We start from the raw sequence: 13,079 nt of genomic DNA on the forward strand, positions 1-13,079 counted from the left end.
ATGGTAATGCGATTGTTTTTCTTTCTGTATAGTTGGCTGATCTTTGTGCCGCTCATGCTGGCGACCACGCTGGTGGCAGGCTTGGTCTGTTTACTACTTATTCCTTTTCTACCCACTGACAAAGTCGCAAAACTCACCGCCGTACCTTGGGCCAGGCTCTGCCTGCTTTATAGTGGTGTGCGAGTAGAGGTTGATGGCCGCCATCACCTCCAACCCGGCCAAAGTTACGTCATCGTCGCCAACCACCTCAGTCAATTCGATATTTTTGTATTGTACGGTTATCTAGGCATAGATTTTCGTTGGGTAATGAAACACGAACTACGCAAGGTTCCGATTATCGGTATCTGCAGCGAAAAACTGGGCCATATTTTTATTAATCGGTCCGACACTGAAGCAGCCGTTGCCTCGTTGAATAACGCCCGCGCGCGCTTGGCCAATGGGGCCAGCGTGTTATTCTTTCCTGAAGGCACCCGCAGCCGCGATGGACAATTGAAACCCTTCAAAAAAGGCGCCTTCAAGATGGCTCAGGCGCTGCAGCTACCCGTGCTGCCTATCACCCTGTCGGGAACATTCGACATTTTGCCCGCCGGAACCTTAAGACTGCATCCCGGCGCCACCGCCCGCCTGGTTATGCACCCCGCACTCACAGTAACCGGCAACACTGAGGCCGAACTGCAAGCTCTCGTCCAGCAAAGCCGCAGCGCCATTGCCGCCCCGTTAAGGGACAGCTCATCACAACTACCGTTCTAACCACAGCGACAGCCCATTGTGTCGCCAACGTCACAACGCCAGCTCCTTGTCTGACAAGATTGGCCCATTCTGCAGTGGCAAAGTGTCTACACTCGGTCGCAAATCGAGTTGCACGTTGAAAGAAAAGCGCAGGCAAGCATAGTGCCAACCGAAACGATGCTGCCCACGCAGCACCGCAGGGTTGGCCTGTTACCTGGCCCTGATAAGCCTTTTGCGCTTTCCATCTTTGAACTTTGCGCTCATAAGCTAACAGCAAACGCCGCTTTTACTAGAGTGGCGACAGGAGTGATCATGAAGAATTTCAAAGATAAAGTTGCCGTAATAACTGGCGCCGGCTCCGGTATTGGTCGTGCTCTGGCCATGAATCTGGCCGCTTCTGGTGCAAAACTGGCTCTCTCGGACATTAATGAAGCCGGCCTAAAAGAGACCGCCAACAGCCTGAATCTCAGCGAAGATCGCCTAATGACCAAAATATTGGACGTAGCGGATCGCCAAGCGTTCTACGCCTTCGCCGACGATGTGGTCAATCATTTTGGGCATGCCAACATGATTTTCAATAACGCGGGGGTAGCATTGGGCGCCACCGTAGAAGAGATGGATTACGACGACTTCGAGTGGTTGATGAACATCAACTTCTGGGGTGTAGTTTACGGCACCAAAGCGTTCCTACCTTATCTGAAGCAAGCTGGTGAGGGACATATCATTAACATCTCTTCTATCTTTGGTCTCGTGGGCATTCCTACTCAGTCTGCTTACAACGCAGCCAAATTCGCGGTACGCGGCTTCACTGAATCCTTGCGCATTGAGCTGGAACTGGAAGGCAGCCCGGTATCCTGCACCTCCATTCATCCCGGTGGTATCAAGACCAATATCGCCAAAGCTGCGCGCATGAGCGATGGCGTTGAGCGCATCACAGGTGCCAGCAAGGAACAAGCCATTCAGGATTTCGAGAAAATGTTTCGCACCACGCCAGAAGAAGCGGCCAGTACCATCCTCAAGGGAGTTCGCGGCAATAAGCGTCGGGTCTTGATCGGTTCAGATGCTATCGCTGTCGACACCATGCAGCGTCTGTTGCCGACCAGCTACCAGAGGCTGATTGCCATGGGCCAGAAATACATGAACAAAAGTAAGGGGTGAGGAAATAACGCGTTTCCCTTGCCAAAAAAGGCCGTTGATGATGCCATGACCTCTCACTCACAGGAGCAGCCATGACATCATCAAAGGTTCCTTTTTCGCAAGCAGCGGAAAACAACAAAGGCCCGATTCTCCAAGTTTTGCAGCAACACTGTCAGGCCCCCGGGACGCTGCTGGAAATTGGGGCCGGCACCGGACAGCATGCCGCTTGGCTGTCTGCACAGCTACCCCATTTGCAATGGCAGCCCTCTGACGTGGCGCAGAACCTCCCAACCATTCGCCACTGGCTAGGCCAGACACACAGCCTGGCAAATGCCCCGTTAGCCCTGGATGTGAGCGACCAATGGCCGATTGGTCCTTTTGATTATCTGTTCACGGCGAATACGTTTCACATCATGCCGCAATCACTGGTCGCCCATTGCATCGCTGAAGGGTGCCGGCATCTCAACACAGAGGGATTGTTCATGGTCTACGGCCCCTTCAACTACGATGATCAGTTCACCAGTGATTCCAATCGACAGTTTGAACGTTGGCTGAAATCCACTGATACGCAGCGGGGGATCCGCGACAAGGAATGGGTAGAGCAGGAGTTTGCCCAGCACGGTCGGCAATGTCTTGCGGACCATGCCATGCCAGCGAATAACCGGGTGCTGGTGTTCGGGTAAAACGGCATGCTGAAAGTCAACGAAAGCGAATACCGCACATGCTCGGTTTCGAGTGAATAACCCCGAGCCTCATGGCCATCACGCCAATGATACATACCCTCAACACGCAATTATAAGGCACACCCCTGACAGGCCAACGCAAAGGGAATTGCCGCCATCGCGCCGACAATAATGAGTAAGCGATCAACTGGAACGGTTAAATCCATGAAAATGGCTAACAGTAACCCGACCCAAAACACTACAATAACGCAGTTAAGCAAGCCGGAAGCAAACATCCTCTGACAGCGCTGGCTATTTTTTCTACAATATGACATTTGGAGCCACCTCCGAAACCTTGCCAAACAGGGCCATAAAGGTGGCTACACTCGCAAACTCTCTCGCATTCAGACTGAGCGAATACATGCAAAAAGACAAAGCAAGCTCCTGGAGCCTGGAGCAATTTCAGGTTCCGGAAAAAGAAGGCGAACGCCGCTTTCACGACTTTGATCTGCATCTGGACCTGATGCACGGCATCGCCGATTCGGGCTTCCAGTACTGCACGCCTATTCAGGCTGAAGTCCTGGAACATACCCTCGCTGGCGCCGATGCCATCGGCCGGGCCCAAACGGGTACCGGCAAGACAGCCGCTTTCCTGATCACTGTAATAAACGATTTGCTCAAACATCCTATCGATGTCCAACGCTTTGCCGGTGAGCCTCGCGCCCTGATCGTGGCCCCCACCCGAGAACTGGCCATGCAGATTGAGAAGGACGCCAACATACTGACCAAGTACACCGACCTTCAAGTAATGAGTGTGGTGGGCGGCATGAACTTCAATCGGCAACAGGAACGGCTGCAAAACAAACTGATTGATATCTTAGTGGCCACCCCCGGTCGTCTTCTCGATTTCGCCAAACGCCGCGATCTGTGGCTGGACCGGGTCGAGTTTCTGGTGTTGGATGAAGCTGATCGCATGCTGGACATGGGCTTCATTCCCGACGTGAAACGCATTGTCGGCATGACGCCGAAAAGCCAGTATCGCCAAACTCAACTGTTCTCTGCCACATTCAATGACGATGTGATGAACCTCTCCCGCCGCTGGACGCAAGATGCTGAAATCGTGGAGATAGAGCCAACCCAAGTCACCACTGATACCGTAGAGCAAAAGGTCTACATCACTAATACAGACGACAAGTTCAAGCTGCTCTATAACCTCATTACCGGCATGAACATGGACAAGGTCATCGTATTTGCCAACCGTCGAGACATTACTCGCCGGGTGTGCGACCGGCTACAAAAGCGGGGGCTTAAAGTCTCCCTGATTTCCGGCGACGTCCCACAAACTCAACGAAGCAAAACACTGGAGCGCTTCCGAGCCGGCGACTTGCAAGTGCTTATTGCCACGGACGTGGCCGGCCGCGGCATCCACATTGATGGCGTCTCTCACGTAGTGAATTACAATCTGCCTGAAGATCCGGAAGACTATGTGCACCGCATTGGTCGTACCGGTCGCGCTGGTGCCAGCGGTATGTCGATCAGTTTCGCCTGTGAAGATGACGCCTTCCTGCTACCAGAGCTGGAAAACGCCATCGGCATGAAACTGGAATGCGAATACCCCCCCGCCGACCTGCTGGCGGAAAGGGAGAGGTCAGCCTCCGCGAAAGCGCCAGACGCAGAGAAAAAGGACTGACCATGGCAACGCGAATCAGCCCTACGCAGGGAAAAGCCCTATTTGATCAAGGTAACACTCTGTTCATCGACATCCGCGACCCGGCAAGTTTTGCTGCAGGGCACCTGCAAGGTGCCCTGCATTTAAGTCAGGCCAATGTGGATCAATTTCTAGCCAACACCGCACAGGAACGGGCATTGGTGGTGTACTGCTACCATGGTAATAGTAGTCAAAGTACGTCGGACTGGTTGAGTGAGCAGGGTTTCAACAACGTGGTCAGCCTGGATGGGGGCTACGACGTATTCCGCCAGCAATTTCCGGAGTGCATAGAGGAAATAGCGTAGTTAAGCTCTTTAGAAACAATGCGTTGCATGCCCATAAAAAACTAAAAAGGAAGGCGGATATTATTCACTACACTCTCCGCCCTCCTTTACTACTTAATTTCCAGCGCGTGGTTGCATCAATTAAACGTATTACATGCAACGCCAACCGCTTTTAGAAACGATAGCCCACACCGACCATATAAACCCAAGGGTCAATTTCCACATCGATTTTGTCCACCCGGACATCGTTCACGTACAGGCGTGCTTCGGTATCAATATCGATATTCCAGATGCTGACATTGAAGAGCCAGTTTTCATCAATGATGACATCCGCCCCGACTTCCCAAGCAAACCCGATTGAATTACTCAGCTTAACATCCACATCGGCGCCGCCCACCAATGGACTCACCACCGCGTCATCAATGCTGTCATCGAAAAATAACGTGTAGTTCACGCCAGCCCCAAGATAGCCGCGCACAGGACCTAGCTGAGGAGCATAAAACTGTGCCAGTAACGTAGGCGGCAAATGGCTAGTCTCACCAATCGAAACACCTGAGCCCCCCGTGTCTAAAATGATGTCATGGGTAAATGGTGTCGCCCCGACCAGCTCAACACCGATGTTATCTGTAACCATATAAGAGAATGTCAGGCCCAGCTGAGTATCGTCATCCACATCCACACCCACCCCGCCAACCGCAGGCAATGCGGGGTTGAAGCTATCGCTACTCACATCCGGATCAACCTTAATGCCACCCATTCGCACAATGAAGTCACCTGACTGGTGTGCCATGGCTGGCGCTGTCGCCAACATTGCTGACAGCAGCAATACGTTTTTTCCCGGTCCTCGCAGTTTCATATTCATCCCCTTTGTTAAAACCAAGCCCTTTGTGAAATCCACAGTAATGATGGTTTACGATGGAGAGCCCATTGAACGCCACCTCCGACCTCACGACATTGCGCTGCATCAATAAACGACCAGGCTACTGATCAGGTTTTAAGCAACTATTTCACCATAAATTGCCGGCGCCACTACGCCGTAGTGGCAGACTAACCGCCCCGGTAAAGACGTCTTTCGACAGGCAGGGGATAGATGTTTAACATTCGACATTAGGGCAACAGACAAACACTGCATATATCTTGATTAATAAGCCGCTGACACTCTCGGCGCGCACCCCAAAATGCACCCTCTTGACCCAGAATCAGGGATAGATTGCGAGCCAGCCTGAAAAACCAAGCATACAATACGTTTTCAGAGGCGACTTTACGGCAGCTCCTTACCTTTATTAGGTTAGCACTAGCGCCTCGGATAGCAGTCTTACCGGTTACATACAGGCTAGAATGAATACCGCACAATATAGTTACTGCTTCACCTCTATTGATAGATAGCAGACCGTTTATCTCCTGAATCCAGACTCGCCGATAACACCATTCTCCAGCATTCGAAAAAACGAGGTTTATCACCATGTCCTCCAGCGAACTGATTAGCGCCCTACGCGATGCTCACAAGGCTCACCTGCTTCAACAATTGCAAGCAACAGAGCACTGGCATGCCTTGATGGTGCAGACCAGCAATCTCCTTACGGATATCCCGCTCGGCACCCTAGTGGATCAAGACAGCCTGGTTCTGGTGGTCGATCAATGGTTGCAGGAAGCTCTCAGTGCCCGTGGCTTACAGGATGTCATTAGCGATGTCAGCCACGCGCTCTGGGAAGCCGCCGAACAGGATGACACCACCCTTGGCGAGCTACTTCGCGAAGAACATTTCGAAGCTATCCTTGAACAAATATTGAAACTGCAAAGCTTACGAGAGAGAGCCATCCATTCCGCCATGAACCACCCTTTAGTCAGCGAAATGGTTAGCGAAATGCTCTATACCGGCATCAAGAATTTTTTGCTGGAAGAAAATGCTCTAGCCAAACTGCCTGGCGTTAGCAGCGTAATGAAAATCGGTCGCAAGAGTATGGTCGGCAAAGCCATGGGAGGCATGGAAGAATCCATCCGCGTGTATCTGCAAAAGAATATTCGCGTCACCCTGAAAACCGGCGAACAATGGTTGAAAAAGCAGCTCACCAACGAGCGTATTCAACAACTGGCCCGCGACGGCTACCTCCGTGTCTCACCACTTAAACCCGCTGATTATATGTCTATGGTTCCCAAAGGAACCGTAGACGAAGTAGTCGCCCAAAGCTGCGCCATTACGGATGAAAGCGCCCGCTTGGATTACACTCGCCGCCTCGTCAGTGTGGGCATCCGCGCCGCCGTAGCATCACTCATGGACAAGCCCCTGAAAAGTATTCTCGATGACATGCAGATCAGCGAAGAGCGTATCCGTGAGTTCACCACCCCGGCCCTGGCACGTGGCGCCACAGTGCTGATTGAGCAAGGAACACTGGAGCCGTTTATCGAGTGGGTACTGGACGACTTTTATCAGTCAGAAGCGTGTAAAAAGATAATTGACGGTTGAACGCGTCGCAAAGCGGGATTGTTTTCATCTGCAACACAAGAGGCCGCGCCTAAAGCTTAGGCGCGGCCTGTTTGTTTCTGAAGGGGCACAACACAACCGCGGAGGTTTTTAGCTATTCACTATCCACCGCCAACGGTTACAAAAACGATTCTGCATATTCTGCCAACAGCGACCGCGGCACCCCGTTCAATTGCACCGACCCCCCATGCACGAAACGTTTAAAACGCTCAGTCATGTAAGTTAGCCCTGAGCTGGTGGGCGACAGGTAGGGCGTATCGATCTGCGCCAGATTGCCCAAACACACCACCTTCGAGCCCTCCCCCGCCCGGGTAATGATCGCTTTCATCTGATGAGGAGTCAGGTTCTGGCTTTCATCGATCAAGATCAGCGATTTCTGGAAACTTCGCCCACGAATATAATTCATCGCCTTAAACTGAATATTGGCGCGTTCCTTCACATACTGAATGCTGCCGGAAGGATTTTCATCGTTAAGATGCAGTGCCTCAATATTGTCATTGATAGCGCCCAGCCAAGGGTCCATTTTTTCCTCTTCCGTACCAGGAAGAAAACCTTGATCTTCCGCTAGCGGTGGAGTGGAACGGGTGGCAATAATTTTGTTGAAGCTTTTTTGCTCCACAGTCATTTCAATGGCTGCCGCCAGTGCCAGAATAGTTTTACCGGAGCCTGCCGCCCCGGTGAGCGTGACAATATGCACATCCGGATCCAGCAGCATTTGCAAGGCGATGGCCTGCTGAATGTTCATCGGCTTCAGGCCCCAGGCTTCTTGCTCCATCAGGCTATCCGCCTTGTAATGACGAAGCGTCACCACGCCATTTTCCACCGTCATCACCCGGCCGACAAAACCCTGTTCGTCGATGATGTACTGATTGGGGTACACCTCTTCGCCAAGAATTTCACTAACCAGTAAGCCATGCGACAAATGATGAAGGGTATCAATGCCCACCTGTTCGGTTTCCACCTCGGTAACCTGATCCCAAAATGAACCGGGAACTTCGAAATAGCCTCGCGTCAGTTGCTTAATGTCCGACACCAGTTGATCGTTGTGATAATCCTCTGACTCGATACCGCAGGCACGCGCTTTGAGGCGCATGTTGATGTCCTTGGTCACCAGAATATAGCGTCGGTCTGGAAACTGGCTCTTCATGGCCACCACGTCATTGATGATGCGGTTGTCATTCAGATCATTGGTGAGCGGCGCGGTGGTTTTGTTCCGCTCGGCCATCAAAACCGTCAATTTGCCTTGAGGCTCATTCTCGCCACCACGGGGTATGGGAATCCCTTCTTCCACTTGCTCGGGGCTAGCGCTGCCCAGCACCTTGTCGATCTGCCGAATGGCGGCACGACAATCCGCTGCCGTATGTGATTTTCCACTCTTTAGCTTATCCAGTTCCTCCAGCACCGTCATAGGAATCACCACCCGATGTTCCTCGAAATTGAGTAACGAGTTAGGGTCGTGAATCAATACATTGGTATCAATGACGTAGGTTTTTTTCTGGTCTTCTTCGAAGGTAGAACTGTCGTTCTGGCTAGCGCTTGCGTGGTTAACGGAAAGGGTGTGGAGTCTGGCCGCGCGCTCTTCCATGCGTATCCCCTGTGCTTCGATGGGGCGACATTTAGCGTGGACGTCAATTTCAAGAAGCGAGAGTGACGCCTGCGCCTGCCGCCGTGGTTTAAGCCAATTGGCGGTTCAGTTGCATTAAGCTGTTTCAGCTTTTGATCGCGATCACTCCCACAAAGGCGGGAATAGAATTACCATAACTCAGCTTTTCACAAACGATCAAGGGTCCTTTGCTCAATCTTTTTCACCTCCTTGCCTTCGTAGCGAATAACAGCCCTTGGGCATTTGTCATCAGCCCCATACCCAGCCAAGTATTTTTCCGTGATTTAAACGCACCGGGCCGGATACAATCCAAGCTTGCACAACCAACGACATGACGGGAGATTTCATGCCACTTAAACACCCCAAAATAATGATGCCCCCCCCGGCGCTGTTTCTCGGTGGCCTGCTAATGGGATACGGGCTGGACCGTGCCCTGAACCTCCCTGCCGTGCATTTTCTTGGCCAGCAGTGGGTCATCCTGGTACTGGCACTGATTGGTATCAGTCTTGTTCTCGCTGCCGTAATACAACTGCGGCGCGCTCATACCACCCTGATGCCACACCGAGCCGCTAAGACGCTGCTGACCCAAGGCGTGTTCGCACTCAGTCGTAATCCGATTTATCTCGGCTTTGCCTGTCTTCACCTGGCCATGGCGCTGGCTCAACACAGCACCGGCATGCTGGTAATGTGGGCGCCTGTCATCTGGGTTATCCAGCAGCATGTGATTGCGGCGGAAGAAGCGTTCCATGCCCAACAGTTTGGTGAGCAGTGGCAGGCATATCGCCATAAAGTGCGGCGCTGGCTGTAAATGCCGCATCTCCCCCATCGAGCATGGCGGCTACTGGAGTTTCAGATTTAATCCATTCCACCGGCCCCAACTTGCCATGCTGTAAACGCATGTGACGGGACCCGAAATGGCCGGGTACCAAAGTGCTGGGCCGGGTGTCCAGAGGCAACCAACCAAGGCGACGGTAAAGCTCTGCCACCAGCTCGGAACAAAACCAACCCCGCTGATCTGAACGCCGGGTATAGCCGGTGAGCACATCCAGCGCATTGCAAAACACATAGTTTTTGTAAGGGCGATGTAGAAGTCGGCGAGCCATACGGACCACCATTCGTTGCTGACGTTCCGTCAGGTCTGGGCCATGCCGGCGGCGCACTGCCACCGCTCCCGAATAATCCTGGATTTTCCTGTGCAATGGCACCAGAGCCACCCCGGCGACTGGGTGGCCAAGGGTAACGTCTGGGGATTCACTGAGCGTAGTGGACTCCAATACCAACGGCTCTGGCTGGCCCGGCAGATGAAGCACCATGCCAATATGGCTCCAGGGACTGCGCGTAAAAACCCGAATCACATCACTGGTAAAGCCCCGGCCGGAAAAAAGCAGCAAATCCCCCGTACGGAGGGCAAAAGAAAAATCCAGAGATGGTGTCATTACAGACGCTCCCGGTTTTCTGGCTACCGTGAACGAGAAATTAAACAGATCAAATGACAGCCTTCTGACAGTGGCATCACGGTTTGGTGAAAGGGAGAAAAGAACCTCAAGCTTCCAGCTACAACACGGCTCACTTCTGTGTGGAGGCAGATAACGGAATTCCCCCGCGATTTATCGGGTCAGCGCCAAGCACACACGGGTGGGGCTTGCATCGTCACATTTCTGTTATCTCCAACCTCTATCCTCAGCAACACTTTGTGCCTCTCTCTTACCCCTCCTATGGAAGACAAGCTCTACTTATTGCAACGCCACCTACCAGAGCTGCTGGAACTCAATGCATTAATACGCCACGGAGAGCGGCACCTTCGCGTCACCACAGTACACCACGTCCCCATAGGCGAATTGTCCTTGCCGATACAGGTAATTGAACTAGGCAGCCGTTCGCCCAATGCGCCGGTAGTAGGATTCTTTGGTGGCGTCCATGGGGTAGAAAGAATTGGCAGCCAGGTACTGCTGTCCTGGCTGCACAGCCTGATTCATCGCCTGCAATGGGATGACCAGCTACATCGCCGCCTAGAAAAAGTACGTTTGGTATTCATGCCGATGATTAATCCCGGCGGTATCTGGCGACGCACCCGCAGCAACCCCAACGGGGTAGATCTGATGCGCAACGCTCCAGTAGACGCCATGGGAAGGGTCCCTTTTTTAGTGGGCGGCCATCGCATCAGCCGCCATTTACCTTGGTATAGGGGAAAAGCCGGCGCTCCCATGGAGCTTGAGGCCCAGGCAGTCATCCGCACGGTACGCGAGAAACTGTTTTCCTCGCCGTTCTCCATGAGCCTGGATTGTCACAGCGGCTTTGGCCGCCGAGATCGAGTCTGGTGCTGTTACGCACGAAGCCACCGACCGATTCCACACATTGCTGAGGTCTACAAACTAAAGCAGGTCTTTGAACAAACTTACCCGAACCATCACCCCTACCTCATCGAGCCCCAGTCAATTAACTACACCACCCACGGAGACCTGTGGGATTACCTTTACGACGACGCTCAGGAACAGCAGCCGGACCGCACCTTCCTGCCATTCACACTAGAAATGGGCTCGTGGCTCTGGGTGCGTAAAAACCCACGCCAAATGCTGGATTTTTTCGGTTACTTCAATCCAATGATCAGCCATCGCCACCACCGGGTTCTGCGCCAACACCTACCATTGTTCGAGTTCCTCACCGCTATGGCCAGTAATGCCGGCAATTGGCTGCCCTCTGCCAATGAACGTAACCTCCTCACCCAAAAAGCCATTCAACACTGGTTTTTGGAAAACCACTGATTCCACCCGGAACTGGCCCTGCAATTGCATCGCCTTGTGCACAAGGTTGGGTCACGACGCGCTCTGCCTTACACTTGCCCTAACTCGACTTTCAGGAAACCAGGTATGAAACCTCTGCTTGTTCCGGCTATTGCTCTGCTTTTCACTGGGTGCCAGCACTTCAGTAGCTACCAACAACCCTACGGTGATAACACCGCCGAGATCACCTTTACCAGCAACGATACAGCAGCGCAGCCTGTTATCTGTGTCCCTGGCGAGGGATTCCAATCCACCGAGTTTTCCATTTCTCAACGGCCCATTGGCGGCGTCAGCCTGAATGAGCTAATGGAGGCCATGAAAAAGAGCCCAGAAGTAACGACTAGCTTGGAAGCTTCTCAGCAAGCTCGGATTGGCATTCTCTACAACCAAAAAAGCACCAACAGCACCACGCGGGATCGCTGTCGAGTCGCTCTGCAATTCGAAGCGCTGGCGGGCGAACACTATCAGGCAAAATTTAGTTTCAGTCAGGGGCAATGCGGCCTATCACTAACCGATAGTCGTGGTCGCTCCGCGGACGCCGTACACGTCGACTGGGAATGCCCGTCATAAACACCCTAATTTGGTGCGCCGCACCATTGCGGTGCACCCCCTTCCTTGTTACTGGTACCCCACACCGCTCGCCTCGCCCTAATTATACTCAAGCCTCTGTTATATAAAGAAAAAATAAAACTGGCACGCTCTCTGCATTCTCTCTTTCGAGCCTGATAGGCGGTGCGCCACCCGCGCACATTTGAACAAATTAGACTTGTTAAGAGGGTTGCACATGAAAAACGTACTTGGTCTGAAGAAAACGCTCATTGCTTCCACTATTGCGGCAGCAAGCGTGGTGGCTCCGTCTATGGCAGCTGCAGAAATCAGTGGTAGTTTGGGGATTGCCAGCATGTACCTGTGGCGTGGTCAGGATGTGTCTGCCGGTACGGCTAACGTTTCCGGCAGCCTAGACTTCACCACCGACGCAGGCTTTTATGTAGGCACTTGGATTTCTTCTGCTGGCACCCCAGTGAGTTTCACTGGCGAAGCCAACGTCGTCGCTCCTGGCGTCACTCCAGTTGAAGGCTCTGGCACGACCTCCACGGAGACTGACTTTTACGCGGGTTTCGGGGGCGAAGCAGGCAGCCTGAGCTACGATATTTCTTACTGGACTTACGTGTATCCGGAAGATGATGTTGGCGCTGGAGAACTTGCAGAACTGATTGCCAGCGTGGGCATGGGCGGCTTTACTTTCACCGGTTATGTGAGCGCCAACAACCTGAGCAATTCCGACAAAGAAAATTTTGGTGACGACCTGTACCTGACCCTGGGCTACGAATATGACGCCTTTGGTTTAACCGTAGGCACCTGGGATCTGGACGCTGACGATGCGAATTACACCCACGTGGACTTGAGCTACTCTCCCATCGAAAACTTGACCTTTACCGTCTCCAAGGTTGTAGATAGCGATAAGTTCGCCCCCGTTTCCGATGATCAAGACCCTCTGTTCGTCGTCGGCTACAGCTTCCCGCTATAAACGACAACGCTATTTGAGCGACTCCGGTCGCTCACGATTTTACGCCGCGGGGCTCCTCCCTAGGTCCTCGCAAACACGCAAGCAACCCTGCGGCGTTTTTTTAATTTACGTTTGATGATCAATGCCTGACGCGTAAAAGCAAAGCGGCCCCCACTGACTCAAACAA

The 13,079-nt window shown here is 52.7% G+C and carries 13 protein-coding genes; 10 read left to right on the top strand and 3 right to left on the bottom strand.

What is annotated here, in order from left to right:
* The 5 genes from AS19_RS09890 to glpE all read left to right on the top strand — a co-directional run bounded on the left by AS19_RS09890 (nucleotide 1) and on the right by glpE (nucleotide 4,541).
* The gene (locus tag AS19_RS09890; RefSeq protein ID WP_011589196.1) at nucleotides 1-750 is read left to right on the top strand and encodes a 1-acyl-sn-glycerol-3-phosphate acyltransferase; all 750 of its coding nucleotides are present in this window, start codon (nucleotides 1-3) and stop codon (nucleotides 748-750) included.
* Nucleotides 751-1,041: 291 nt separating this feature from the next.
* On the top strand, nucleotides 1,042-1,887 hold the full coding sequence (locus AS19_RS09895) for an SDR family oxidoreductase (RefSeq protein WP_011589197.1): 846 nt from the start codon (nucleotides 1,042-1,044) through the stop codon (nucleotides 1,885-1,887).
* 71 nt (nucleotides 1,888-1,958) lie between these two features.
* Nucleotides 1,959-2,549, top strand: coding sequence for a DUF938 domain-containing protein (locus tag AS19_RS09900; RefSeq protein ID WP_011589198.1), 591 nt, complete (start codon nucleotides 1,959-1,961; stop codon nucleotides 2,547-2,549).
* Between the two features lie 400 nt (nucleotides 2,550-2,949).
* On the top strand, nucleotides 2,950-4,218 hold the full coding sequence (gene rhlB, locus AS19_RS09905) for an ATP-dependent RNA helicase RhlB (protein WP_011589199.1): 1,269 nt from the start codon (nucleotides 2,950-2,952) through the stop codon (nucleotides 4,216-4,218).
* A 2-nt stretch (nucleotides 4,219-4,220) separates the two neighbouring features.
* On the top strand, nucleotides 4,221-4,541 hold the full coding sequence (glpE, locus tag AS19_RS09910; protein ID WP_011589200.1) for a thiosulfate sulfurtransferase GlpE: 321 nt from the start codon (nucleotides 4,221-4,223) through the stop codon (nucleotides 4,539-4,541).
* A 151-nt stretch (nucleotides 4,542-4,692) separates the two neighbouring features.
* Here the strand turns inward: glpE and AS19_RS09915 are convergent, their stop codons facing one another.
* Nucleotides 4,693-5,376, bottom strand: a complete 684-nt coding sequence (locus tag AS19_RS09915) for an OmpW family protein (RefSeq protein WP_046962021.1) — start codon at nucleotides 5,374-5,376, stop codon at nucleotides 4,693-4,695.
* Nucleotides 5,377-5,982: 606 nt separating this feature from the next.
* Between AS19_RS09915 and AS19_RS09920 the strand changes: the two genes are divergently transcribed.
* On the top strand, nucleotides 5,983-6,984 hold the full coding sequence (locus AS19_RS09920; RefSeq protein ID WP_046962022.1) for a hypothetical protein: 1,002 nt from the start codon (nucleotides 5,983-5,985) through the stop codon (nucleotides 6,982-6,984).
* A gap of 136 nt (nucleotides 6,985-7,120) precedes the next feature.
* Here the strand turns inward: AS19_RS09920 and AS19_RS09925 are convergent, their stop codons facing one another.
* Nucleotides 7,121-8,587, bottom strand: a complete 1,467-nt coding sequence (locus AS19_RS09925) for a PhoH family protein (RefSeq protein ID WP_046962023.1) — start codon at nucleotides 8,585-8,587, stop codon at nucleotides 7,121-7,123.
* A 364-nt stretch (nucleotides 8,588-8,951) separates the two neighbouring features.
* On the opposite strand from AS19_RS09925, the gene AS19_RS09930 reads away from it, so the two are divergent.
* Complete coding sequence (locus AS19_RS09930; RefSeq protein WP_231860775.1) at nucleotides 8,952-9,413, top strand: isoprenylcysteine carboxylmethyltransferase family protein; 462 nt, start codon at nucleotides 8,952-8,954, stop codon at nucleotides 9,411-9,413.
* Here AS19_RS09930 and AS19_RS09935 read toward each other — a convergent pair.
* A complete protein-coding gene (locus AS19_RS09935) occupies nucleotides 9,313-10,041 on the bottom strand; it encodes a YiiX/YebB-like N1pC/P60 family cysteine hydrolase (RefSeq protein WP_046962025.1) in 729 nt (242 codons plus the stop codon). The two genes, AS19_RS09930 and AS19_RS09935, sit on opposite strands and share 101 nt — an antisense overlap.
* Before the next feature lie 279 nt (nucleotides 10,042-10,320).
* Here AS19_RS09935 and AS19_RS09940 point away from each other — a divergent pair, with 279 nt between their 5' ends.
* The 3 genes from AS19_RS09940 to AS19_RS09950 all read left to right on the top strand — a co-directional run bounded on the left by AS19_RS09940 (nucleotide 10,321) and on the right by AS19_RS09950 (nucleotide 12,913).
* Nucleotides 10,321-11,367: a M14 family zinc carboxypeptidase gene (locus AS19_RS09940; protein WP_046962026.1), complete on the top strand. Its 1,047-nt coding sequence runs from the start codon at nucleotides 10,321-10,323 to the stop codon at nucleotides 11,365-11,367.
* Between the two features lie 105 nt (nucleotides 11,368-11,472).
* Nucleotides 11,473-11,955 carry a hypothetical protein gene (locus tag AS19_RS09945; RefSeq protein ID WP_046962027.1) on the top strand — a complete coding sequence of 161 codons (483 nt, stop codon included), beginning with the start codon at nucleotides 11,473-11,475 and terminating at the stop codon, nucleotides 11,953-11,955.
* A gap of 214 nt (nucleotides 11,956-12,169) precedes the next feature.
* Complete coding sequence (locus AS19_RS09950; RefSeq protein WP_046962028.1) at nucleotides 12,170-12,913, top strand: TorF family putative porin; 744 nt, start codon at nucleotides 12,170-12,172, stop codon at nucleotides 12,911-12,913.
* The last annotated feature ends 166 nt before the right edge of the window (nucleotides 12,914-13,079 follow it).

Origin of the sequence: Alcanivorax sp. NBRC 101098 (assembly GCF_001010505.1) — a bacterium.
Taxonomy (GTDB): domain Bacteria; phylum Pseudomonadota; class Gammaproteobacteria; order Pseudomonadales; family Alcanivoracaceae; genus Alcanivorax; species Alcanivorax borkumensis.